Here is a 22,695-nt window from a genome sequence, read left to right as displayed (position 1 = left end):
AAAAAATTCCTATGACGAGTTTCTGCAGAGCAACAGAAACCCGCCAGCTGGAGATAATATTATTAGTGTAAATGTGTTCCCAAATGCATTTGCGCGACCTGGTGTGGCACGCCATCAATTTTCAAAACAGGGCCTGCGGAATTTGCCTCGATACCCAATCGGCGCACCCAACGTGGCCACAATGCAGGCACCAAACCAAACAGTTGTGTCGCACCCTTTTCGCGTGACGCTTTGATCAGCTCGCTCATCAGGTTCAATTGCACCTTCATGCGCTTTTCTGCGGGAACGTGGCTTGATACAAATACGCGCGATCCTTCCCAGATATTTGCCGCAACCGGTGCCTCTGTATCCATCAGGTTTGAAGGGATTGAATCCAACAACCCACGTTGCGCATCACGGATCATATATGAATAGATCCCGCAGCGTGCATTGGTTGGTGTCATACGTACACCCGCCAAGATTTGGCTGTTCTCATGAACGGCGATCCAACGGCTTGAAGGGTTGTCATACTGATCGTATTCCATCCCATCCGCTTCCGGCAGATCCCATTCTTTTTCCACGATAAAACAGTTGCGTCGCGCGCGCAGTAAGTTTGAAAACAATTCACCATGACGGTGAATATTGTCGAAAGATAATGTAGTCGTTTGCATTGTAAGCCTCCAGCTTGTCCCAGTATTTAATTGAGCTGGCGGTCCATTATCCTACAAAAGACGATAGTCCTTTGCCCTTTGTATTGCTTCGGCAGTCGTTCGTGCCAACAATCGGTTCCTAGCCGATGTTAACCTGACCTTTAATGCACTTTCTGAAATCCCTAGTCGTGCCGCCGCTTCCGCATGGCGGTCCCGCTGCTATTAGTCCCAAAGCCTCCTGTTGAGCCTGTGTCAGGCTCTCGGGGGGTTCTGTTTTTTCATGAAGATATTCAACCAACCGTCTAACTTCGGCCATCTCTTCATCGTTGTACTCACGATCATTACGCGAAGCGGTCCCAATGGAACGCGAGCCTAACGGGCCACACGACACAGCAACACCATACTTCATACCATACTCTGCAGCCTGACCCATAATGTTGAATGGATCAGGAATCTTAATTTCGCTCCAGCGATTTACTCCTTTCTTAGAGAACGCCCAAGCGATCAACGGATCACGCACCACGTACACATTCGCGGTGTAATGATCCTGCCATTCTTGTGAATACGTGCGCAGCGTAATCAGCGGCGACGTGAATCGAATATGCATTCCCAAAAAATAACCAGAAGGCGAAAGCGCCTCCAGTCGATGTAACTCGTTATCTAAACCTATTATTCTAGACATGTCTTTTTAGACAAGTTGCAATTCCACTCGTCAACCTTAAATTGTTATTTGAAACGTACAGGAGCCTGTTCCTTATTATGCAGAACGCCGCAAATATTAACACAATCGCATTCTTAAGTGCCATGAAATATCCAATCGACCAGCGGTTGAGTTTACTTGCTGAATTAGGTGCTAAAGTTATGAAGGCAAACGATTTATTGCAAGAAAATAGTGACCGAATAACTAAAGCAAAATCGTAGCGTCGTATTCTTGCGTCACATAGTCATGATTTGCAAAAAGTAAAGGCCCCGAGATTCGGAGCCTTTTTTTAGTTACCGTAACGTAAACGTATGTTTTCGGTCTTATTCTTCGATTTCTTCCGCGGCAACGCGTGCCTTGTCGCCAGCGCCTTTGGCGTTAACGTCGCGGTCAACAAATTCGATAATCGCCATTGGTGCCATGTCGCCGTAACGGAAACCAGCCTTCAATACGCGTACATAACCACCGCTGCGGTCTTTGTAGCGTGGGCCCAAAATTTCGAACAATTTCGCAACATATGCTTCTTGCTTCAATTTTGATGCTGCTTGACGACGTGCGTGCAGATCGCCGCGTTTTGCCAATGTGATCATTTTTTCGATGATTGGGCGCAATTCTTTTGCTTTTGGCAAAGTCGTTTTGATTTGCTCGTGTTCAATCAAAGAGCCAGCCATATTCGCGAACAACGCTTTACGGTGTTCGTGTGTGCGGTTTAGGCGGCGATAGCCTCTTGCGTGACGCATGATATATATCCTTCTTTCGTCTCGTTTTACTTTGTCTGGCGAGCCTGCGTGGGTCTCACACTCCTTGGGGCTTCATTGCCCGAGACAGTCATGTTGCCAATCCCGTCATATTCCCCACCATGCGTGGGCATTTTACACCAAGATGTCGTTGCATCCCGATGGGTTGAGCGGGCCCGAAAGCCCGCTCGAATTCATTAAAACTGGTCTTCGAATTTCTTGGCCAGTTCTTCGATATTGTCCGGTGGCCAATCCACGATATCCATACCAAGGTGCAAGCCCATACCTGTCAGCACTTCTTTGATTTCGTTCAAAGATTTGCGGCCAAAGTTCGGCGTGCGAAGCATTTCTGCCTCTGTTTTTTGGATCAAATCGCCGATATAAACGATGTTGTCGTTTTTCAGGCAGTTTGCAGAACGTACAGACAGTTCCAATTCGTCCACTTTCTTCAACAATAGTGGGTTGAATTCCAACTCGTCTTCTTCGTCTTGGCGTGTTGCTGCTTCTGGTTCGTCGAAATTCACGAACACAGACAACTGGTCTTGCAAAATACGCGCAGAAAACGCGATTGCGTCTTCTGGTGATACAGACCCGTCTGTTTCCACTTTCATGGTCAGCTTGTCATAATCCAAAACTTGGCCTTCACGTGTTGGCTGAACGTCATAAGAGACCTTCACAACAGGTGAGAACAACGCATCGATTGGGATCAAACCAATTGGTGCATCTTCTGGGCGGTTTTTGTCAGCGGCAACATAACCTTTGCCAGTTTCAACAGTCAATTCCATGAACAAGTTCGCGCCATCGTCAAGGTGACAGATCACGTGCTCTTTGTTCAAAATTTCGATGCCTGCGGTTTCTGAAATGTCACCTGCGGTAACAACACCAGGACCTTTGGCAGAAATCGCCAAACGCTTTGGACCTTCGACTTCCATGCCGATGGCAACGCCTTTAAGGTTCAAAACGATGTCTGTTACGTCTTCGCGAACGCCCGCAACAGATGAAAATTCATGCAGAACATTGTCGATTTGCACAGATGTAATTGCCGCACCTTGCAAAGATGACAACAAAACGCGACGCAGCGCGTTACCAAGTGTCAGACCAAAACCACGTTCCAGCGGTTCTGCTGTTACAACAGCTTGACGCAACGGGTCATTGCCTGGCTTGATTTCCAACTGTGTTGGACGAATAAGCTCTTGCCAATTCTTATGGATCATATGGGCCTCCATTCTTGTTCGCTGGTATGGATCCGAACCAGTGAACGCTCGAGGTTGAAATGACGGAAAGGCCAGCCCCGATCAGGGACCAGCCAATAATAATTAAACGCGACGACGCTTTGGTGGGCGACAACCGTTGTGCGCCATTGGTGTAACGTCACGAATTGATGTGATGTTCAAACCAATTGCAGCCAACGCGCGCAATGCGGATTCACGACCAGAACCAGGGCCTTGAACTTCAACTTCCAAAGTTTTCATGCCGTGTTCTTGTGCTTTTTTACCAGCATCTTCAGCAGCCATCTGAGCCGCATAAGGTGTTGATTTACGTGAACCTTTGAAACCCATTGTGCCAGCAGACGACCATGAAATGGCGTTGCCTTGCGCATCGGCGATCAAGATTTTTGTGTTGTTGAAAGAAGAGTTTACATGCGCAACACCAGATGTGATGTTTTTGCGATCTTTACGCTTCGTACGTGCTTCACGTGCCATGTTATCAGCTCCCCTTATTTCTTCTTACCAGCAATGGCCTTTGCAGGGCCTTTGCGTGTACGTGCATTTGTGTGGGTGCGCTGACCGCGAACCGGCAAACCACGACGATGACGCAGACCACGATAGCAACCCAAATCCATCAAGCGTTTGATGTTCATGGATACTTCGCGGCGAAGGTCGCCTTCTACTTCGTAGTTGGCATCGATATATTCACGAACGGCCAAAATTTCAGCATCTGACAATTCGTTAATACGACGTGTCATGTCAATTTTTACACCTTCACAAATTTCCGCCGCAGAAGTGTGGCCGATACCTGTGATATATGTCAGGGCAATTGGAACCCGTTTGTGTGTGGGCAAGTTAACGCCAGCAATACGTGCCAAGTCGTTTATCCTTCAAGGTTGCGGTTCCGTATCTCCAGAACCTATTTTCACAACGAAGCCCAGCGATTTGCGCTGGGCTGATTTAGATTTCCAAGCCACCCTGACACTTTGGCGATTCGCCAGTTTTCAGGAAAACCACATGGGTTTTGGCCTAGAAGTGTGTGCCATATGGGAATTTGCCAATAACGTCAAGGGCACAAGGGGTAAATAACCCCTTAAGACACAGCATCCATTGCTTTGGCAATATCAGATGCAACACCATCAATGGTGCCAAGCCCGTCAACCTGTTGCAACAAACCCTTGGCGTAATAATAGCCCAACAATGGCGATGTATCTTTGTAATAAGCCATCAAGCGAATTTTCAACGCATCCGCGTTGTCATCTGCGCGTGCTTCCTTGCCTGCGGCAACGGCTTCTTGTGCGCGACCAACGATGCGATCAACCAAGATATCATCATTCACCTGCAACTGGATAACGGTATCCAGCTTTTGCCCAACACGATCCAACAAATCACCCAATGCATCGGCCTGTGCCAATGTGCGTGGGAACCCGTCAAAGATGAAACCATTGCCAGCGTCACCGCCAGTGAGCTTTTCTTCGATCAAACCGATCACGATTTCATCCGTGACCAATTCACCGCGTTCCATCACTCCTGCAACCATCTTGCCCATTTCGGTGCCTGATGATTTCGCGGCGCGTAGCATATCACCGGTGGATAATTGCACCATGCCACGTTCGGCAACCAAACGTTCTGCTTGTGTACCTTTACCTGCGCCCGGTGGGCCTAAAAGAATAATGTTCATTGGCGCGAGCCCTCCCAAACTAGCGACGTGGCTTTCTGCGGCGTGCCTTTGCACGGTTCTTGCCCGTCAATTTCGAACGCTCGATCAAGCCTTCGTATTGATGTGCTAGCAGATGTGACTGCACTTGGTTAATGGTATCCATTGTCACACTCACCACAATTAGTAGCGAAGTACCACCAAAGTAGAATGGAATCGCCAGCTGACTACGCAAAATTTCGGGCAACAAGCACACGAAAGACAGATAAGCCGAACCAAGAACCAAAATACGTGTGGTTACATAGTCCAAATATTCCTGTGTTTTTACACCCGGGCGAATCCCTGGCACAAAACCATTTTGCTTTTTCAGATTATCCGCAACCTCATCCGATTTAAACGATACGTTGGCGGTGTAAAAATAGCTAAAGAACACGATCATCAACACAAAGAACACCAAATACAATGGTTGTCCCGGCCCCATATAGGCCAACAAAGCGTTCATGAACGGTGATGTTTGCGTGCCAGAAAACGTCGAAACGGTTGTGGGCAACAACAACAATGCAGAAGCAAAGATCGGTGGGATCACGCCCGCTGGGTTCAATTTGATCGGCAGATGGCTTGATTCACCACCATAAACCTTCATGCCCACTTGGCGTTTGGGGTATTGGATGTGGATCTTGCGCAATGCGCGTTCCATGAACACGATAAACGCAATCACGGCGACGATCATAACCATCACGCCAATAATCACCGCTGGTGACAATGCGCCAGAACGCCCTTGCACGAAAAACTGCGCCAAGGCAGCAGGCAATTCGGCAACGATGCCCACGAAAATGATCAATGAAATACCGTTACCAATGCCGCGTGCGGTGATTTGTTCACCCAGCCACATCAGGAACATCGTACCGCCCACCAACGTGATGATACATGGCAATTGGAATGTCAGGAAACCTGGTGAATGCGCCAGATCGCTGGCCTCGATCCCTTTGGACAGGCCATATGCCTGAAAGAACGCCAATAAAACCGTACCATAACGGGTGTATTGGTTGATTTTCTTGCGCCCTTGTTCGCCTTCTTTTTTCAACTGCTCCAATTGCGGCACCATCGCCGTCATCAACTGAACAATGATCGAAGCCGAAATATAAGGCATGATTCCCAGCGCAAAGATCGCCATACGGCCAATCGCACCGCCAGAGAACATGTTCAAAATGCCGCCAACGCCTGTTTGTGCCTGCTCAACGAATTGGCGTAACGCTTCTGCGTCGATGCCCGGAACAGGGATGAATGTACCAATGCGGTACACGATTAACAGACCAAGTGCGAAAAGAATGCGTTGTTGCAATTCTTTTGCTTTACCAAATGCACCCCAGCTTAGGTTGGATGCCATTTGTTCTGCGGCTGAAGCCATGTTTAGTAAACCTTTCAAAAACAAACGTCGCGATATCCTGTTTCCAGATACCGCGACGCAAGAAACTGTTTGAAATGTAAGTCGCGATGGCGCGACCTACAAGTGTTATTCCGCCGCTGCTTGAGCTTTTGGCGCAGTTGTTACTGTCAGTTTACCGCCAGCTTTTTCAACAGCAGCGATTGCTGATTTAGAAGCACCGGAAACTGTGATGTCCAGCTTCGCTTTCAACTCGCCTTTGGCAAGGATGCGAACGCCGTCTTTCACGCGACGAACCAAACCTGATTCAACCAAAACAGCCTCTGTAATTGGCTTTTTCGCGTCCAGTTTTTTCTCGTCGATAAATTTCTGCAACAGACCAAGGTTCACAACAGCATGTGTTTTGGCGTTGATGTTGTTAAAGCCGCGCTTTGGAAGCCGCATATACAATGGCATTTGACCGCCTTCGTAACCGTTCAATGATACACCTGAACGTGATTTTTGGCCTTTGATACCACGACCACCCATTTTACCTGTACCAGAACCTGGTCCACGGCCAATGCGCTTGCGTTTTTTGTTGGCACCTTTGTTATCTGAAAGCTGATTCAGTTTCATGTCGCTATCTCCTTTTGCCGGAACTACCCCCGATTAGCGACAAAGGGGCAAACACGGCGTTTCACAAAATTGATTCTGGTAATCCAGAACCACTTGGGGCGTATACGCGCCAATGCATCGGGTTTCAAGACCCAACAGCGCACGCAAGTTTAACTAAATCACAACCCATGGCGCGTATAACAATCCCCGAGCTCACTGTGGTAAACCTTTGCACGCTTAACAAACGTGCGATACGCCATAACCGATACGATCATCTGTGCACCGGATTAAAGCCCCGGCGCACACGGTTCAGGATTTCTCCCCTGTACGGCAACACCGCAACGGCGGGCCTGCCAATTACCATAACGATGACAATAATCGCTGTCCCCTGCCAATGCACCCCACATTGGCGGGCGCTTTGCGTGGCGCAAAACCCGCGCCTTGGTTTATTATTTCAAAAACCGTGATAAACCGCTTTGCCTTGGGGCAATTTTCGCTAGCGTGACGATAAATTGATTTTAGGTTTCAATATGTCCCCACGCTGGTTGGTCTTTGCCCCTGTTATTTTTCTGCTTCTGTGGTCTGGTGGCTATACCGTTGCGAAAATCGCGCTGGAATCTGCCGAACCGATGACGCTGCTTGCGCTGCGATACGGCTGTGTCTTGGCCATTATGATCCCGCTGTTTTTCATCATCCGCCCCCCCCTGCCCGAACGACGTGTCGATTGGATGCATCTGGCAATCGTCGGCTTTTTAATCCAAACCGTATATTTCGGATTTTGCTGGTTGGCGTTTCGCGTGGGCGTGGCGGCGGGAACCGTAGCACTTGTCATGTCATTTCAGCCCGTGTTGGTTGCATTGATTGCACCGCGCTGGACGGGTGAACCCGTTGGCATGCGCCGTTGGATTGGTCTGATCATCGGATTGGTCGGCACGGCAATCGTGATCAATTCCCGAACCGAGGTTTCTGGCGCTGGCCTGATCGGCTATTTCTTTATGATCATGGGATTGCTTGGCATGACCATTGCATCGCTTTGGGAAAAACGCTTTGGGCGCTCGCATCACCCGATCACGCAAAACATGATCGGATATGGCGCAGGCTTTATCGGGGTTTTGCCATTCATGTTGACGCTCGACACAATGCATATCGATTGGAATTGGGAATTTGGCATTGCGGTGGCCTATCTGGTGTTGGGCAATTCGATCCTTGCCATCGGATTGCTGCTCGCCATGATCCGCGCGGGTGACGTCAGCGCGGTAAGCTCGCTGATGTTCCTCGTCCCGCCCATCGCCGCCCTGATGGCGTGGATCGGCCTTGGCGAAATCCTTCCGCCCATTGGCTGGCTTGGCATGGTGATCGCAGCGGTGGGTGTCTATCTGGCAACGCGCAAGAATGCGGTGGGGTAATTTGGGTTGCTCAACATGGTACCGAACAAACGGTTCAGGATATTTTCCAGCGTCGTTTCCAATCAAGCCCTACCATAACACATTGACGTATCGTGCCGTTCCAATCCACCTCAAACCCCGCATTGCGCATGGCATCCGCGAGTTCTTGACCAATCGCAACATCGGCTGTTTCTGATCGCGCATCCAATGCGCTACCATAATGAAAGTTTATATCCGCACCATCGACCACAGCTTCTGTTGCTTGTTGATGGAAAAATACATATCCGCGGGCAGGCGTTTTATTTTCTTGGTTATACGCCTTAATTTCATCGTTTATTTCCAAGCTTCCGCACGTGCCGCAGCATGAAAAATTCTGTCTTGCGACAATACCGTTTTGCTCTAATGCGTTCATCGCATGCGTCAGCCGATCAAAATCCGTTTCTACGGGCCAGCTTTCTTGTTCCACAATTAACTCTTGGATCGCATCATCAACCAATTGTTCGACATCTGACTCTGTTACGGTTTCATCATCGCGAAACGCGTGCTTTGCCGCAGCGATGATACCCGCTTTGCTATCATAACCACCGCGCACCATATGGTGGACATATTGGTGATTAAGCAATCGAAGCTCTTCTTCGATCCCACCCCTCTCAGGCGGCTCTCCCCCCGCTTCTTTGATTGAAGCGGTGAATAGTGATTTGATAAATGAAATAAGACCCATCATTACCCCCAAGCCACAGTGACGAATAACAACCTGATCCCAAATCGTTCAAAATTCAACACTGAACTCAGCGCGAATATTTCATTCAAATCAAATTTAAAATATGGCTTTGCTTAATGAACGTAATCCCAACAAAAAACGCCCCGCAGTTTCCCGCGAGGCGCTTAATTCTATAACAAAGTCTACAGGTCCGGTATTTTGCCTTGCGGCAAAAAACCACTAACCCTTCTCTTCGATGATCTCCACCATGTGGGAAATCTTGCGCACCATGCCGCGCACTGCTGGTGTATCTTCCAGCTCGCGTGTTTTGTGCATTTTGTTCAGGCCAAGACCGATCAGCGTTTGACGCTGTTTGGCTGGGCGACGGATTGGTGAACCAATCTGTTTTACTACGATCGTTTTTGCCATGGTTTAAGCCTCCGCAGCTTCTTTAGGCAGAATGTCAGAGACCTTCTTGCCGCGACGCTGTGCAACATTGCGTGGTGATGCTTCTTTGGTCAGACCGTCCATCGTTGCGCGGATCATGTTATATGGGTTTTGTGACCCAATTGATTTCGCAACAACGTCTTGTACGCCAAGCATTTCGAAAACGGCACGCATTGGACCACCTGCGATGATACCAGTACCTTGTGGTGCTGTGCGCATCACAACTTTACCTGCGCCGTGACGACCATTTACGTCGTGGTGCAATGTACGACCTTCACGCAATGGAACGCGGATCATTTGGCGTTTTGCTTGTTCGGTCGCTTTGCGAATGGCTTCTGGAACCTCTTTCGCTTTGCCTTTACCGAAACCAACACGGCCTTTTTGATCGCCAACAACAACCAATGCCGCAAAACCAAAGCGCTTACCGCCTTTTACTGTTTTGGACACACGGTTGATTGCAACCAGACGATCTGCAAATTCAGGTGCTTCATCGCGTTCGCGACGTCCACCACGGTTATCTTCTCTAGCCATTGCGGCCTCCTAAGATTGGGCATTGCCCGTTAATTTCAATCCAAGTGGGATAAAACATCCCCCGGATCATCGAGGAGGGCAGAACGCCCTCCTGCAATTTTAGAATTTCAGACCGCCTTCGCGGGCTGCGTCTGCAAGTGCTTTTACTTTGCCGTGGAAGATGAAACCACCACGGTCGAAATAACACTCTGCAACACCTGCTTTTTTCGCACGTTCTGCGATTGCAGAACCCACTTTGGCAGATGCTTCAACATTGTTTTTGCCAACAACGCCCAGTGCTTTTTCAAGGCTGGATGCTGATGCCAATGTTACGCCGCTCACATCATCGATCAATTGAACGCTGATGTTTTTAGATGAACGGTGTACGCTCAAACGTGGGCGACCATTAGCCACCTTACGCATTTTGTTCCGGTTGCGCATGCGGCGCTTGAGGAACAGAGTTCTTCGAGAAATAGCCATATTATGCGCTCCTTACTTGGTTTTACCTTCTTTGCGGAAGATATATTCGTCTTTGTATTTGATACCTTTGCCTTTGTATGGCTCTGGCTTACGGTATTCGCGAATTTTCGCAGCAACCTGACCAACAGTTTGTTGATCAATACCTTCGACGATGATTTCAGTTGGCTTTGGTGCAGTCACAGTTACTGTGTCTGGAACCGCAAAAATAACGTCATGTGAAAGGCCAAGTGCCAATTTCAGGTTTTTACCCTCCATTGCGGCACGATAACCAACACCGTTAATTTCCAGCTCTTTCTTAAAGCCTTCGGTCACACCTGTTACCAAATTGGCAACCTGTGTGCGTGACATGCCCCACTGTTGACGTGCACGTTTGGATTTACCGCGTGGCATTACTTGTACCGCGTTGTCTTCCAATGTGATTGTTACGTCGTCAGTTGCTTTAAAGGTGCGAACACCCTTTGGGCCTTTGATTTCGACAGTTTGACCAGAAACAGATGCTGTTACACCTGATGGTAGTGAAACTGGTTTTTTACCAATACGAGACATCAAAACCCCCTTAGAAGATTGTGCACAACACTTCACCGCCAACATTGGCAGCACGTGCTTGTGCATCTGACATCACGCCTTTTGGCGTCGAAACGATTGCAACACCGAGACCTTGACGAACTGTTGGGATCTCTTTGGACGCGGAATAAACACGACGACCAGGTGTAGAAACACGTTTCAGTTCTTTGATCACAGGTTCACCGTCGAAGTATTTCAAAGAAATCTCCATTTCAGGGTGGCCTGCATCGGATGTTGATGGTTCATAACCGCGGATATAGCCTTCGTTCGCAAGAACGTCGAGCACCCAACCACGCAGTTTTGACGCTGGTGTTTTTACAGTTGACTTGCCGCGCAATTGAGCATTGCGGATGCGTGTCAACATATCACCGATAGGATCGTTCATAAATTCTCTCCCTTACCAGCTTGACTTGACCATGCCAGGAATCTGACCGTCAGACGCCAATTGGCGCAACGCGATACGTGACATTTTCAGTTTACGATAATAAGCCTTCGGACGACCCGTGATCTGACAACGATTGTGCAGACGAGTTGCAGAAGAATTGCGTGGTAGTTCGGCCAATTTCATGCCGGCCTTGAAACGCTCTTCTACTGGAAGATCTTTATTGTTGATGATTTCTTTCAACGCGGCGCGTTTAGCAGCATATTGTGCGACTAATTTTTCACGCTTTACCTGACGTTGAACCATTGCAGCTTTTGCCATAGTGTCTCTCCTTCCGCGATCAGTTAGTGAAAGGCATGTTGAATTGCTTCAACAGGCTCTTTGCTTCTGCATCTGAATTTGCGGTCGTGCAGATTGCGATGTCCATGCCCCACATTTCGTCAACTTTATCAAAGTTGATTTCTGGGAACACGATATGCTCTTTCAAACCCATGGCATAGTTGCCATTGCCGTCAAAGCTCTTGCCTGACACACCGCGAAAGTCGCGGATACGAGGCATAGCAACGGTGATCAAGCGATCCAAGAATTCGTACATCTTGGCGCCGCGCAACGTTACCTTACAACCCAAAGGCATGTCTTCACGAACGCGGAAACCAGCGATTGATTTCTTTGCTTTCGTGATCACAGCTTGCTGACCTGCGATTGCAGTCATGTCAGCAACAGCAGAACGGATTTTTTTGGTGTCATTAACAGTTTCACCAACACCCATGTTCAACACGATTTTTTCCAATTTTGGGATCATCATGTCGTTCTTGTATGCATACTCTTCTTTCAAAGCAGCGCGCACAGTGTCTGTGTAAACAGTTTTCAAACGTGGAGTATAATCAGCCATCGATCAACGCTCCTGATTTTTTAGCAAAGCGTACTTTCTTGTCGCCTTCCATTTTGAAACCAACGCGTGTTGCGCCGCCTTCTTTTGGATCAACGATTGCCAAGTTTGACAATTGGATTGGCATGTCCGTTGGAACACGACCACCCTGTGACGCTTGTGATTGTTTTGTGTGACGGATCGCTTGGTTTACACCAGTTACGATTGCCTTGCCTGTTGACGTGTTCACAGATGCGATAACGCCTTCTGTGCCTTTGTCTTTACCAGTTAGGACAATAACCTTGTCACCCTTTTTCAATTTCGCAGCCATCTTACAACACCTCCGGTGCAAGTGAGATGATTTTCATGAAGTTTTTCGCGCGCAATTCACGAACAACTGGGCCAAAAATACGTGTGCCCATTGGTTCATTTGAATTGTTCAAGATAACAGCAGCATTACGATCGAAACGAATTGCTGTGCCGTCTTCACGACGAACTTCTTTGGCTGTACGTACAACCACTGCCTTGCGAACGTCACCTTTTTTCACGCGACCACGTGGAATGGCTTCTTTCACAGAAACGACAATAACGTCTCCAACAGAAGCATACTTCCGCTTAGAGCCGCCTAAAACCTTGATGCACTGAACACGGCGAGCGCCGCTGTTGTCAGCTACATCCAGATTTGTTTGCATCTGAATCATTGAGTTTCCTCCGACCTTTGGGGACGATGCAATTTACGCCCCACGGTTTCGTTAAACCGGTTGGTTTGCTGCGGGCTTACGCCTCTGGCAAAACCTCCCAGCGTTTCGTTTTAGAGATAGGGCGGCATTCTTGAATGCGAACCTTATCGCCGATCTTAAAAGTGTTCTTTGGATCGTGGGCCCGGTATGTTTTGGACTTACGGATCGTTTTTTTCAAAACTGGGTGCTGAAACGCACGTTGAACAGAAACAGTGATTGTTTGTTCGTTTTGATCGCCGGTCACAGTGCCGTTAAGTATACGCTTTGGCATCTTACGCTTCCTTTTCAGCAGCTGCAGCAGCAGCCTTTTGGTTCAAAATAGTTTTTACACGTGCAGCTTCGCGACGCGCAGCTTTCATACGTGCAGTACCTTCCAACTGACCAGTGGCCTGTTGGAAACGCAGATTAAACTGCTCTTTTTTCAACTGAGACAGCTCTTCTTGAAGCTGATCAGGCGTCTTATCGCGTAGTTCGTTGGCATTCATAGCCTTTTCCTTTCAACATCACTGGTAGGCCCCATTTGCATGTGCAACGCACACGCGCAGGTCACCGTGATTCCAGTGGAGTACATGATGAAGGCGCTCTTTAGCGGGGATTCCCCAATATGGCAAGGGGTTATGGCGGGAAACTGTATTTCCTTGCCGAATATGGGGGCAGTCAAAAAAATGTTAACTTGATTTAAACAATTTAGTGTATATGTAGAACTCAAAGGTACCTCTCCAATGATAAGAGCCCAAGGGGCTCTCCGTAAGGTAGTTGGAGAGGTCAATTTCTTAATAGTAGTGTCTTAATAGTAGTGTCGTGAACCACTTCTGAATATATCGAACTCACTTCGAATTAGATGTCTGATCATATCATATGCAGTGGTGTCTTGTCGCTCCCATTTGCGGTAAACAGCCCAGTTTAAGTAATCAGCTATTTGCAAACCATAATGCGCCTTAGATGCATGGTGCATAATTCTGTAGGGTGTTCCTGGCGCTAACCGATCTGCCAAAAATAACTTTATTGCCTTTTCAACCGCATTTCTTTTCTTCTTTATAGGCAATGAGTCAGTAATGACCACAACTTCATCTAACTTTGAACCCGCATTTTTGATCGCGTAGTCCAGTACATAACTCATCATTTTTGGATAGAATTTTTCGGGAACTTGAAGAGCTGGCCCTGTTTTAGATTTTTCAACGACAACTACATCCACTGATTTCTCGGACACCCCTTCGGCCAAAAGATTTAACACTCGGTTTCGAACATGTTTATTATCCTCAGCGCAATGAAAGTACTCAAGATCAATTCGAGGTTTCTTGGTATATTCGATCAAATCATATTTATACGTATCTAACTTCGTATGAAGCTCAAACGGCCGTGTCATCGCCACACATGTGATTGTGTAATACTTTGTACCTGTTGCGGAAAAGTTCAAATCTCCGCCTTCGTCGAGAAATATGTAAATAGGCAATGTGTTTTCTTCTAAGAAAGTTTGGTGATGCTCTAAAAAGTATAATCTGAAACACTACTAATCAAAGGTTAACAACTGAACATTTAGAGAATTTTAAATAAAATCGAAAACTTAGGTGAACCTGCTTCCCCTTTCCCCCAACAACAACCTTGACCCACATCAAAGACGCCGAACCGTAATATGTTAGAATGCTCTTAAATCAAAATGGAAAGGGTAAAACATGTTTCGTAAAATCGTTATTGGACTTGATGGATCAGCGATGTCTGAAACCGCGTTGCAAATGGCCTGTGATTTGGCGGGGAAATATGGGTCTGAGTTGCATTTGGTGCACACCCCCCAGCCCCAAACCGTGGCCTATGCCATGGGGGCGGTTGGTGGGTATCATGCTGTCACCACCATGCCAGACCCATCAGAGGTGAAAGAGGCATCTGATAAAATCATCAATTCCGGCAAAGAGATCGCAAAATCCATGGGGCAGACCATCACCCACACCCATTCCGATATCGGCGACCCTGCAACGGAAATTGTGAAGGTTGCCGAAAACTGTGGTGCGGATTTGATTGTCACAGGGCGCCGTGGGCTTGGCACCATTGGTAGTTTGATCCAAGGCAGCACATCACAAAAAATCAACCATCTGGCAAAATGCGCGTGTTTGACGGTGGCTTGATCGGTGACATTGCCCAACGCGGTGTGGTCGAAACTTCGTTTTGCCTATACCGCGGCGCTGCTTACCCTACTCCGACAGGTGGTAATTAAAACTCACCGATATCCGTTCATCATCGGACATGTTCATTGGCACCTCGTGGCGCAGCCAACTTTCCCAGAGCAGAACATCACCAACGCTTGGTTCAACATAAACAAAATTGCGTTGATCCTTGCGCGCGTCTTTCTTGCGAATGGGTGCTGCCATCATCATTGCGGATCGCGGATCTTCGAATTTGATCGCGCTCGCATCTGTTGGCATGGTCACATATGTTGTGCCGCTGATCACGCTGTGGGGGTGAATGTGGGATGTATGAATCCCACCCGTTGGCAGGATATTAATCCAGATTGTATCAAGTGTGAGCGATTTGCCATCCAGATCAAATTCCAAATCTTTGGCAAATTCGGCCACATGTTTATCCAATGCCGCAACCACGTCCTTAAATATCGGAAAGCGCCACGCCAAATCATCAAGCGATGCATAACTGGTGTAGCCTGGAAAATCGTTTTCCTCGCACCATTCTTGCCCCGCCTCGTCATCTTCGGCGATGGACAGACAAGTGTTTTCCAATTCCCCCGCATCAATGGCATCACCATGCGCATTCAGCGTGGATTGATATAGGCGGGTCACAAAGAGAGATTCGATCTGGGTCATGCCCTTTCATAGCGCAAGGCAAATGCCAAACGCCAGCTAGAACAGCCCATTATCATTTGCCGATACGTCAATGATAGTTTGCAATACATCCCAATGTTCCACGACCTTGCCCGCATCATCAAATCGAAAAATATCGATACCTGCGTAATTATCGCTATTGGGCCAGATTTGTTCACAATGGAGCACGACCAAATCGCCCTCAGCCACGGCGCGGTGAAAAATCACATGCTTGTCTGGATATTCCGCTGCCATACGTTCGAAATAATCGATAAACGCCTGTTTGCCATCGGCGACATGGGGATTGTGTTGAATATATTCATCCCCCGCATATGTCGCAATCGCCTCTGCGGGTTTGCATTGATTAAACATCATATCATAAAACGCCATGGCATTGGCTTTGTTAGTGTCTTGTTGGGTCATGAGTGGCTCCTTTAGAACAGGATAGCGCCATTATGAAAATGCAAAAACCCCCAACCAAATGGTCAGGGGTTTTAAATTTTTTAAACTGGTGTGCAGCCCCAGATTTTCGCTTGCGCGTAAATTAGGCTAACGAACGAAGTTCGCTGCTTACCAATCTTCGCGTTGAACGACGCGTGTTTTTACAGGCAATTTCATTGCAGCAAGGCGCAACGCCTCAACAGCAACGGCCTCTGACACACCGTCGATTTCAAACATGATACGGCCTGGTTTTACTTTGGCTGCCCAAAATTCCACAGAACCTTTACCTTTACCCATCCGAACTTCGGTTGGTTTTTTGGTGACAGGAAGATCTGGGAAAATACGGATCCAAACACGGCCTTGACGTTTCATGTGACGTGTCATCGCGCGGCGAGCCGCCTCGATTTGACGTGCAGTGATACGCTCTGGCTCGATTGTTTTCAAACCGAATGAACCAAAGTTCAGATCAGAACCGCCCTTGGCTTGGCCTTTGATACGACCTTTAAACGCCTTGCGGAATTTAGTACGTTTTGGTGAAAGCATTATATCTCTCCCTTTCGCTTAACGGCGTGGCGGGCGATTGCCGCCTTGTGGACGTGGCCCACCGCTGTTTTGCATTTCTTCTACACGGCGATCGCGCGCGGCTGGATCATGTTCCATGATCTCACCCTTAAATATCCAAACTTTGATACCGATGATACCATAAGCTGTCAGACCTTCTGCACGTGCATAGTCGATGTCCGCACGCAATGTGTGCAACGGAACACGACCTTCGCGGTACCATTCAGTACGCGCGATTTCAGCACCACCAAGACGACCAGCACAGTTGATACGAATACCAAGCGCGCCCATACGCATTGCGTTTTGCACAGCACGTTTCATCGCACGACGGAAAGACACACGGCGTTCCAGCTGTTGTGCAACTGATTCAGCAACCAATTGCGCATCCATTTCTGGTTTGCGCACTTCGACGATGTTCAGGTGCAATTCTGACTCTGTCAGGGCTGCAACCTTTTTACGCAAAGTTTCGATATCCGCGCCTTTTTTACCGATGATAACACCAGGACGTGCAGAGTGGATTGTCACGCGGCATTTTTTGTGTGGGCGTTCAACGATCACACGTGCAACACCGGCTTGCATGCACTCTTTCTTGATGAATTCACGGATTTTGATGTCTTCCAACAACAGGTTACCATAGTTTTCGCCTTCGGCGTACCAGCGGCTATCCCATGTACGGTTGACTTGCATACGAAAGCCAATTGGATTGATCTTTTGACCCATTATGCTTGCTCCTCTGATGGCTGACGCACAAGAATAGTAACTTGGGCGAAAGGTTTCAGGATTTTACCGTAACGACCACGTGCCCGAGGACGACCACGTTTCATTGTTAGGTTTTTGCCAACATAAGCTTCTGCAACGATCAATTCGTCAACATCAAGATTATGGTTATTTTCGGCATTCGCGATTGCAGATTGCAACGTTTTCTTTACGTCTTCTGCGATACGCTTTTTCGAGAATGTCAAATCAGCAAGCGCTTTTTCAACTGGCTTGTTGCGGATCATTTGCGCAACCAAGTTCAGCTTTTGCGGGCTGGTTTTCAGCATACGAGAAACGGCATACGCTTCGTTCTCTGCTACGCGACGAGGGTTCTTAGACTTACTCATGGCTTATTTCCGCTTCGCTTTTTTATCAGCCGCGTGACCGTAATATGTACGTGTCGGGCTGTATTCACCAAATTTCTGGCCAATCATATCTTCTGATACGTTTACCGGAATGTGCTTTTGGCCGTTATAAACGCCGAAAGTCAGACCAACAAATTGTGGCAGAATCGTCGAACGACGAGACCAGATTTTAATTACATCATTGTTACGGCCAGATTCGCGAACTGCTGCGGCTTTTTTAAGCACGTAAGCATCGACAAATGGGCCTTTCCATACTGAACGAGACATCGATTAACGACCCTTCTTCTTGGCGTGACGCGAACGGATAATGTATTTATCCGTGGTCTTGTTGGAACGGGTGCGTGCACCTTTGGTTGGCTTACCCCATGGTGTCACTGGGTGACGACCACCGGATGTACGACCCTCACCACCACCATGTGGGTGATCGACAGGGTTCATAACCACACCACGCACAGACGGGCGGATGCCCTTGTGGCGGTTACGGCCAGCTTTACCAAGGTTTTGGTTGCTGTGATCAGGGTTTGATACAGCGCCCACAGTGGCCAAGCATTCTTGGCGCACCAAACGCAATTCACCAGAAGACAGGCGGATCTGCGCATAGGAACCATCACGACCAACAAATTGAGCATAAGTACCAGCAGAACGTGCAAGCTGTGCACCCTTACCTGGTTTCAATTCGATGTTGTGAATGATTGTACCGATTGGCAAACCAGTAAAAGGCATTGTGTTGCCAGGCTTAACGTCAGCCTTAGCAGAAGAGATCACCTTGTCACCAATTGCCAAACGTTGTGGCGCGATGATGTAGGATTGTTGACCATCTTCGTAGCGGATCAAGGCGATGAATGCTGTCCGGTTAGGGTCATATTCGATACGCTCAACTGTCGCTGGTACGTCAAATTTGTTACGTTTAAAGTCAACGATACGGTACAGGCGTTTCGCCCCACCGCCTTTGCGACGCATAGTGATCCGTCCGGTATTGTTACGACCGCCGTTTTTTGTCAAACCCTCTACGAGTGATTTAACTGGGCGACCTTTCCAAAGCTCGGAACGGTCAATCAGAACCAACCCACGTTGGCCTGGCGTCGTCGGTTTATACGACTTAAGTGCCATTCTTTCTGTCTTCCGTTTTGTGTTCGACACCGAAAAATTCGGGCCGAAAGTTTGCGCGGCCCCGTAGGTCCGCAAGTGTATGTGGCCCCTTATGCGATAACGCCATAGGTCCACGGTTATTCAGGGAAAACCCCAATTATTCCAAAACCAAACGGCCTCGGAACGAATCCGAAGCCGGCTGATTGGTGGGGAGTATCAGGGTTGGGGGGTGGTGGCAAGTGGTTGGGTGGTGTTTTTGTTGGGGATTGGCGGGATGTTTAACTATAGGGGATCAATCCAACGTCGCACAAGCGTCCCGCGCCTGACAACGATGATTGAATGCAATCTATCGCCGCCCCAAGGTCAGGCGCTCTTGTGCCGATAACCCCCAACCTTGATCCACATCAACACATGCCCTGCCCGTATGGTGTATACTGTCCCTATCACTTTTGATCTCAGAGGAGACGACGATGTATGATCATATTCTTATCCCTGTCATTTTTGATGATGGGCATGACACTGCCAAATCATTTGAAGTGGCAAAAACATTGGGCAGCAAGGCCGCTAAATATACCATTTTGCATGTGTTGGAAAACATCCCCAATTACGTGAATGTTGAAATCCCCGCATCCACATTGGCAGAGGCGCGCAAATATGCGCTCGACTCGCTCAATGACATTGCAAAGGCGATCCCAAGTGCCAAGGCAGAGCTGATTGATGGCTATTCAGGGCGTTCAATCGTTAATTATGCAGATGACAATCACGTCGATTGTATTGTCATGGCATCACATCAACTGGGGCTATCGGATATTTTCCTTGGCTCCACCGCGGCCAAGGTCGTGCGCCACGCGAAATGTTCAGTGCATGTGATCCGATAAAAAAAGCCCCCCGCATTTGCGAGGGGCTCTTTATTTCACGGATGTGAGCGTTTCAAAAAATCCATGTATCGTTACGCATTTAGCGATATTTATACCCGAGCAATTCAGCCAAAATGTATTGCTCTTCTATGCGAAGCCCGACACGGCGCATTACGTAGTGGGAAATCCACCATTCAGTTGTCGCTCCTGTTAAAAATATCAAAAAATAAGCCAAGGCACGCATATGATTTCCCAATCAATATATGGGTTAAGTTTACTGGGAGCGATGTTGCAAGCAACCTCATTTTTTGTAACCGCGTGATAGGGTTAACATGAGCGCTAACAAAAAAACCCCCCGCAATTGCGAGGGGCTCTTCATTTTTCAAAAACGGGTCTGTTTACAGACCAGTTGATACGTCGATTGTGTTACCTTCTTCCAAAGTCACATAGGCTTTTTTAACGTCTTTACGTTTACCCAATGCGCCACGGAAGCGTTTCACTTTACCTTTGGTGATGGTCGTGTTCACGGCCTTCACCTTGACGTTGAACAATGTTTCCACTGCTTCTTTGATCTGTGGTTTGTTCGCTTCGATCGCTACTTCGAAAACAACTGCGTTATGTTCAGACGCCATTGTTGCTTTCTCTGTGATGATCGGCTTGCGGATCACATCGTATAGTTCTGCTTTCGTGCTCATTTTAAGCGAGCCTCCAATGCTTCGGCGCCTGCTTTGGTCAAAACCAAAGTGTTCGCTTTTAGAATGTCATAGACGTTCGCACCTTGGCTTGGCAAAATGTTCAAACCGTCGATGTTACGTGATGCCATTGCGAAGTTTTCGTTCACATCTGCACCGTCGATAATCAACGCTTTTTTCCAACCCAAGTTTGCAACTGTCTTTGCCAGATCTTTGGTTTTTGCGTTTGCCAATTCAACAGTATCGACAATCACCAATTCACCAGCAGTTGCTTTTGCAGACAATGCGTGTTTCAGACCCAGCTTGCGGAATTTTTTGGTCAAATCATGCGCGTGGCTGCGCACTTTTGGACCTTTGTAAACACCACCACCGCGAAAGATCGGCGCCGAACGTGCACCGTGGCGTGCGCCACCAGTACCTTTTTGGCGATAAATCTTCTTGGTTGAATAGCTCACTTCTGAACGTGTTTTTACTTTGTGTGTACCCGCTTGGCGTTTTGCCAATTGGTAACGCACAACACGGTGCAAAATGTCTGCACGTGGTTCAAGACCGAAGATCGCATCGTCAAGATCGATGGAACCCGCAGCTTTTGAATCCAATTTGATTACGTCGGCTTTCATTATTCTGCGCCTCCTTCAGCGGCTGTTTCAACAGCTGCGTCTTCTACTTGTGCTGCTGCTTGTTGGCTGCGCAAAGCAGCTGGGAAAGGAAGACCTTCTGGGGCTTTCTTTTTCACAGCGTCTTTCACAGTAACCCAACCACCTTTGTGGCCAGGAACAGCGCCTTTGATCATGATCAAGCCACGATCAACGTCTGTACGTACAACTTCCAAGTTTTGGGTTGTTACACGTGCAGCGCCCATGTGACCGGCCATTTTCTTACCTTTGAAAACGCGACCAGGTTCTTGACATTGACCTGTTGAACCGTGTGAACGGTGTGAAATTGAAACACCGTGCGTCGCACGCAAACCGCCAAAGTTCCAACGTTTCATCGCACCGGCAAAACCTTTACCGATTGATGTACCAGAAACGTCAACTTTTTGACCGTCCAAGAAGTGGTTCGCAGTGATTTCTTCACCAACTTCGATCAGGTTGTCAGCAGAAACGCGGAATTCCGCGATTTTGCGTTTTGGTTCTACTTTTGCTTTGGCAAAGTGGCCGCGCATCGCTGCGGATTGGCGTTTTGCTTTGGCAACACCCGCACCCAACTGAACAGCGGTGTAACCGTCTGTTTCGTTTGTGCGTTGTGACACAACTTGTAGGTTTTCCATTTGCAAAACGGTTACAGGGATCTGTTTACCGTCTTCCATGAACAAACGAGTCATGCCGATTTTTTTTGCAATTACTCCAGAGCGCATATCTCAATACTCCCTTAAAGTTTGATCTCAACATCCACACCAGCAGCAAGATCAAGCTTCATCAGCGCGTCTACTGTTTGTGGAGTTGGGTCAACGATGTCCAGCAGGCGTTTGTGCGTGCGGATTTCGAATTGTTCACGAGATTTCTTGTTTACGTGTGGGCCACGCAAAACAGTGAATTTCTCAATTTTGTTTGGCAATGGGATTGGGCCGCGTACTTGGGCGCCAGTCCGTTTGGCTGTGTTAACGATTTCCTCGGTGGACGCATCCAACACGCGGTAGTCGAAAGCTTTCAGCCGAATGCGAATATTTTGGCTTTGCATTTCTTGAGCCTTTCAAGGCGTTAGAGTTGATAGGTAGAGAACCGAACCACTCGGAACCCTACGTCGAACCCCAAGGGGCCCACCAAATCTGGCAGGCCCCAAAGGTATTTTTAATTCTTACGCGTGGATTTTAGAAACCACACCAGAACCAACAGTACGGCCACCTTCGCGGATCGCGAAGCGTAGGCCTGCTTCCATGGCGATTGGCGCGATCAGTTCTACGTCGAACTTCAAGTTGTCGCCTGGCATCACCATTTCTGTACCTGATGGAAGCTCAACAGTACCCGTTACGTCAGTTGTACGGAAGTAGAACTGTGGACGGTAGTTGGCAAAGAACGGCGTGTGACGGCCACCCTCATCTTTGGTCAGAATGTAAACTTCTGCTTCGAATTTGGTGTGTGGGTTCACTGATTTTGGCGCTGCCAAAACCTGACCACGCTCAACACCTTCACGGTCGATACC

The 22,695-nt window shown here is 48.1% G+C and carries 36 protein-coding genes and 1 pseudogene; 3 read left to right on the top strand and 34 right to left on the bottom strand.

All coding sequences use genetic code 11. From position 1 onward, the window contains the following. Positions 1–62: 62 nt before the first annotated feature. The 9 genes and pseudogenes from IE094_RS06875 to rplO form a co-directional block, all read right to left on the bottom strand. A complete protein-coding gene (locus tag IE094_RS06875; protein WP_189639848.1) occupies positions 63–650 on the bottom strand; it encodes an acyl-homoserine-lactone synthase in 588 nt (195 codons plus the stop codon). 51 nt (positions 651–701) lie between these two features. After that, a pseudogene (locus IE094_RS06870) lies at positions 702–1,311 on the bottom strand (autoinducer binding domain-containing protein). Between the two features lie 341 nt (positions 1,312–1,652). Continuing rightward, positions 1,653–2,069: a 50S ribosomal protein L17 gene (gene rplQ, locus IE094_RS06865; protein WP_189639847.1), complete on the bottom strand. Its 417-nt coding sequence runs from the start codon at positions 2,067–2,069 to the stop codon at positions 1,653–1,655. A gap of 194 nt (positions 2,070–2,263) precedes the next feature. After that, a complete protein-coding gene (locus tag IE094_RS06860; protein WP_099592191.1) occupies positions 2,264–3,280 on the bottom strand; it encodes a DNA-directed RNA polymerase subunit alpha in 1,017 nt (338 codons plus the stop codon). Between the two features lie 102 nt (positions 3,281–3,382). Further along, complete coding sequence (rpsK, locus tag IE094_RS06855; protein WP_189639846.1) at positions 3,383–3,769, bottom strand: 30S ribosomal protein S11; 387 nt, start codon at positions 3,767–3,769, stop codon at positions 3,383–3,385. Positions 3,770–3,783: 14 nt separating this feature from the next. Then, positions 3,784–4,152 carry a 30S ribosomal protein S13 gene (rpsM, locus tag IE094_RS06850; protein ID WP_189639845.1) on the bottom strand — a complete coding sequence of 123 codons (369 nt, stop codon included), beginning with the start codon at positions 4,150–4,152 and terminating at the stop codon, positions 3,784–3,786. Between the two features lie 215 nt (positions 4,153–4,367). Continuing rightward, positions 4,368–4,955 carry an adenylate kinase gene (locus IE094_RS06845; protein WP_189639844.1) on the bottom strand — a complete coding sequence of 196 codons (588 nt, stop codon included), beginning with the start codon at positions 4,953–4,955 and terminating at the stop codon, positions 4,368–4,370. Between the two features lie 19 nt (positions 4,956–4,974). Continuing rightward, a complete protein-coding gene (gene secY, locus IE094_RS06840; protein ID WP_189639843.1) occupies positions 4,975–6,339 on the bottom strand; it encodes a preprotein translocase subunit SecY in 1,365 nt (454 codons plus the stop codon). Between the two features lie 105 nt (positions 6,340–6,444). Then, a complete protein-coding gene (gene rplO, locus IE094_RS06835) occupies positions 6,445–6,930 on the bottom strand; it encodes a 50S ribosomal protein L15 (RefSeq protein WP_189639842.1) in 486 nt (161 codons plus the stop codon). A 509-nt stretch (positions 6,931–7,439) separates the two neighbouring features. On the opposite strand from rplO, the gene IE094_RS06830 reads away from it, so the two are divergent. Continuing rightward, positions 7,440–8,315 (top strand): DMT family transporter, encoded by an 876-nt coding sequence (locus IE094_RS06830; protein ID WP_189639841.1) that lies wholly within the window; start codon positions 7,440–7,442, stop codon positions 8,313–8,315. A 34-nt stretch (positions 8,316–8,349) separates the two neighbouring features. Here IE094_RS06830 and IE094_RS06825 read toward each other — a convergent pair whose 3' ends face one another. The 13 genes from IE094_RS06825 to IE094_RS06765 form a co-directional block, all read right to left on the bottom strand. Further along, positions 8,350–9,018: a DUF6891 domain-containing protein gene (locus tag IE094_RS06825; RefSeq protein ID WP_189639840.1), complete on the bottom strand. Its 669-nt coding sequence runs from the start codon at positions 9,016–9,018 to the stop codon at positions 8,350–8,352. 216 nt (positions 9,019–9,234) lie between these two features. Continuing rightward, complete coding sequence (gene rpmD / locus IE094_RS06820) at positions 9,235–9,423, bottom strand: 50S ribosomal protein L30 (RefSeq protein ID WP_189639839.1); 189 nt, start codon at positions 9,421–9,423, stop codon at positions 9,235–9,237. A 3-nt stretch (positions 9,424–9,426) separates the two neighbouring features. Further along, positions 9,427–9,972 carry a 30S ribosomal protein S5 gene (gene rpsE, locus IE094_RS06815; RefSeq protein WP_099592183.1) on the bottom strand — a complete coding sequence of 182 codons (546 nt, stop codon included), beginning with the start codon at positions 9,970–9,972 and terminating at the stop codon, positions 9,427–9,429. A 99-nt stretch (positions 9,973–10,071) separates the two neighbouring features. Beyond that, positions 10,072–10,431: a 50S ribosomal protein L18 gene (rplR, locus tag IE094_RS06810; protein WP_189639838.1), complete on the bottom strand. Its 360-nt coding sequence runs from the start codon at positions 10,429–10,431 to the stop codon at positions 10,072–10,074. A 12-nt stretch (positions 10,432–10,443) separates the two neighbouring features. Next, positions 10,444–10,977 carry a 50S ribosomal protein L6 gene (gene rplF / locus IE094_RS06805; RefSeq protein ID WP_189639837.1) on the bottom strand — a complete coding sequence of 178 codons (534 nt, stop codon included), beginning with the start codon at positions 10,975–10,977 and terminating at the stop codon, positions 10,444–10,446. Positions 10,978–10,987: 10 nt separating this feature from the next. Then, positions 10,988–11,380 (bottom strand): 30S ribosomal protein S8, encoded by a 393-nt coding sequence (gene rpsH, locus IE094_RS06800; RefSeq protein WP_189639836.1) that lies wholly within the window; start codon positions 11,378–11,380, stop codon positions 10,988–10,990. Positions 11,381–11,392: 12 nt separating this feature from the next. Further along, entirely contained in the window at positions 11,393–11,698 is a 306-nt protein-coding gene (gene rpsN, locus IE094_RS06795; RefSeq protein WP_189639835.1) for a 30S ribosomal protein S14, read from the bottom strand. Positions 11,699–11,717: 19 nt separating this feature from the next. Next, the gene (rplE, locus tag IE094_RS06790; RefSeq protein WP_189639834.1) at positions 11,718–12,269 is read right to left on the bottom strand and encodes a 50S ribosomal protein L5; all 552 of its coding nucleotides are present in this window, start codon (positions 12,267–12,269) and stop codon (positions 11,718–11,720) included. After that, complete coding sequence (rplX, locus tag IE094_RS06785; protein WP_189639833.1) at positions 12,262–12,576, bottom strand: 50S ribosomal protein L24; 315 nt, start codon at positions 12,574–12,576, stop codon at positions 12,262–12,264. Before rplX ends, rplE begins: the two co-directional genes overlap by 8 nt. Position 12,577: 1 nt before the next feature. Next, positions 12,578–12,946, bottom strand: a complete 369-nt coding sequence (gene rplN / locus IE094_RS06780; protein ID WP_099592176.1) for a 50S ribosomal protein L14 — start codon at positions 12,944–12,946, stop codon at positions 12,578–12,580. 76 nt (positions 12,947–13,022) lie between these two features. Then, positions 13,023–13,256 (bottom strand): 30S ribosomal protein S17, encoded by a 234-nt coding sequence (rpsQ, locus tag IE094_RS06775; RefSeq protein ID WP_189639832.1) that lies wholly within the window; start codon positions 13,254–13,256, stop codon positions 13,023–13,025. Between the two features lies 1 nt (position 13,257). Beyond that, positions 13,258–13,470, bottom strand: a complete 213-nt coding sequence (gene rpmC / locus IE094_RS06770; protein WP_189639831.1) for a 50S ribosomal protein L29 — start codon at positions 13,468–13,470, stop codon at positions 13,258–13,260. 302 nt (positions 13,471–13,772) lie between these two features. Further along, positions 13,773–14,438 carry a DUF3800 domain-containing protein gene (locus IE094_RS06765; protein ID WP_268247217.1) on the bottom strand — a complete coding sequence of 222 codons (666 nt, stop codon included), beginning with the start codon at positions 14,436–14,438 and terminating at the stop codon, positions 13,773–13,775. Between the two features lie 220 nt (positions 14,439–14,658). Between IE094_RS06765 and IE094_RS06760 the strand changes: the two genes are divergently transcribed. Then, positions 14,659–15,105 (top strand): universal stress protein, encoded by a 447-nt coding sequence (locus IE094_RS06760; RefSeq protein ID WP_189639830.1) that lies wholly within the window; start codon positions 14,659–14,661, stop codon positions 15,103–15,105. A gap of 66 nt (positions 15,106–15,171) precedes the next feature. Here IE094_RS06760 and IE094_RS06755 read toward each other — a convergent pair whose 3' ends face one another. From IE094_RS06755 to rplB, 7 genes are all read right to left on the bottom strand, one after another. Further along, on the bottom strand, positions 15,172–15,795 hold the full coding sequence (locus IE094_RS06755; protein ID WP_189639829.1) for a 2OG-Fe(II) oxygenase family protein: 624 nt from the start codon (positions 15,793–15,795) through the stop codon (positions 15,172–15,174). 36 nt (positions 15,796–15,831) lie between these two features. Then, positions 15,832–16,215 carry a nuclear transport factor 2 family protein gene (locus IE094_RS06750; RefSeq protein ID WP_189639828.1) on the bottom strand — a complete coding sequence of 128 codons (384 nt, stop codon included), beginning with the start codon at positions 16,213–16,215 and terminating at the stop codon, positions 15,832–15,834. 147 nt (positions 16,216–16,362) lie between these two features. Further along, the gene (gene rplP / locus IE094_RS06745; RefSeq protein ID WP_099592170.1) at positions 16,363–16,776 is read right to left on the bottom strand and encodes a 50S ribosomal protein L16; all 414 of its coding nucleotides are present in this window, start codon (positions 16,774–16,776) and stop codon (positions 16,363–16,365) included. Between the two features lie 18 nt (positions 16,777–16,794). Next, complete coding sequence (gene rpsC, locus IE094_RS06740; protein ID WP_099592169.1) at positions 16,795–17,514, bottom strand: 30S ribosomal protein S3; 720 nt, start codon at positions 17,512–17,514, stop codon at positions 16,795–16,797. Beyond that, positions 17,514–17,897, bottom strand: a complete 384-nt coding sequence (rplV, locus tag IE094_RS06735) for a 50S ribosomal protein L22 (protein WP_189639827.1) — start codon at positions 17,895–17,897, stop codon at positions 17,514–17,516. Before rplV ends, rpsC begins: the two co-directional genes overlap by 1 nt. 3 nt (positions 17,898–17,900) lie before the next feature. Next, positions 17,901–18,182, bottom strand: a complete 282-nt coding sequence (gene rpsS, locus IE094_RS06730; RefSeq protein ID WP_099592167.1) for a 30S ribosomal protein S19 — start codon at positions 18,180–18,182, stop codon at positions 17,901–17,903. Between the two features lie 3 nt (positions 18,183–18,185). Then, positions 18,186–19,025, bottom strand: a complete 840-nt coding sequence (rplB, locus tag IE094_RS06725) for a 50S ribosomal protein L2 (protein WP_099592166.1) — start codon at positions 19,023–19,025, stop codon at positions 18,186–18,188. 449 nt (positions 19,026–19,474) lie between these two features. Here rplB and IE094_RS06720 point away from each other — a divergent pair, with 449 nt between their 5' ends. Further along, positions 19,475–19,882, top strand: coding sequence for a universal stress protein (locus tag IE094_RS06720; protein WP_189639826.1), 408 nt, complete (start codon positions 19,475–19,477; stop codon positions 19,880–19,882). Positions 19,883–20,259: 377 nt separating this feature from the next. On the opposite strand, the gene IE094_RS06715 is transcribed toward IE094_RS06720, so the two are convergent. The 5 genes from IE094_RS06715 to IE094_RS06695 all read right to left on the bottom strand — a co-directional run. Further along, on the bottom strand, positions 20,260–20,556 hold the full coding sequence (locus tag IE094_RS06715) for a 50S ribosomal protein L23 (protein WP_099592115.1): 297 nt from the start codon (positions 20,554–20,556) through the stop codon (positions 20,260–20,262). Then, complete coding sequence (gene rplD / locus IE094_RS06710; protein WP_189639825.1) at positions 20,553–21,173, bottom strand: 50S ribosomal protein L4; 621 nt, start codon at positions 21,171–21,173, stop codon at positions 20,553–20,555. The genes IE094_RS06715 and rplD overlap by 4 nt, the downstream gene beginning before the upstream one ends. Then, entirely contained in the window at positions 21,173–21,910 is a 738-nt protein-coding gene (rplC, locus tag IE094_RS06705) for a 50S ribosomal protein L3 (RefSeq protein ID WP_099592117.1), read from the bottom strand. Before rplC ends, rplD begins: the two co-directional genes overlap by 1 nt. A gap of 14 nt (positions 21,911–21,924) precedes the next feature. Then, positions 21,925–22,233, bottom strand: coding sequence for a 30S ribosomal protein S10 (gene rpsJ, locus IE094_RS06700; protein WP_099592118.1), 309 nt, complete (start codon positions 22,231–22,233; stop codon positions 21,925–21,927). A gap of 117 nt (positions 22,234–22,350) precedes the next feature. Next, the coding region (locus tag IE094_RS06695) for an EF-Tu C-terminal domain-related protein (protein ID WP_505851491.1) at positions 22,351–22,695 on the bottom strand (345 nt) is incomplete at its 5' end.

This window comes from Paramylibacter ulvae (genome assembly GCF_014652655.1).
GTDB lineage: Bacteria > Pseudomonadota > Alphaproteobacteria > Rhodobacterales > Rhodobacteraceae > Amylibacter > Amylibacter ulvae.
Note: the sequence above shows the minus strand (reverse complement) of the source record. Positions and strands in the feature narration are given on the sequence as shown.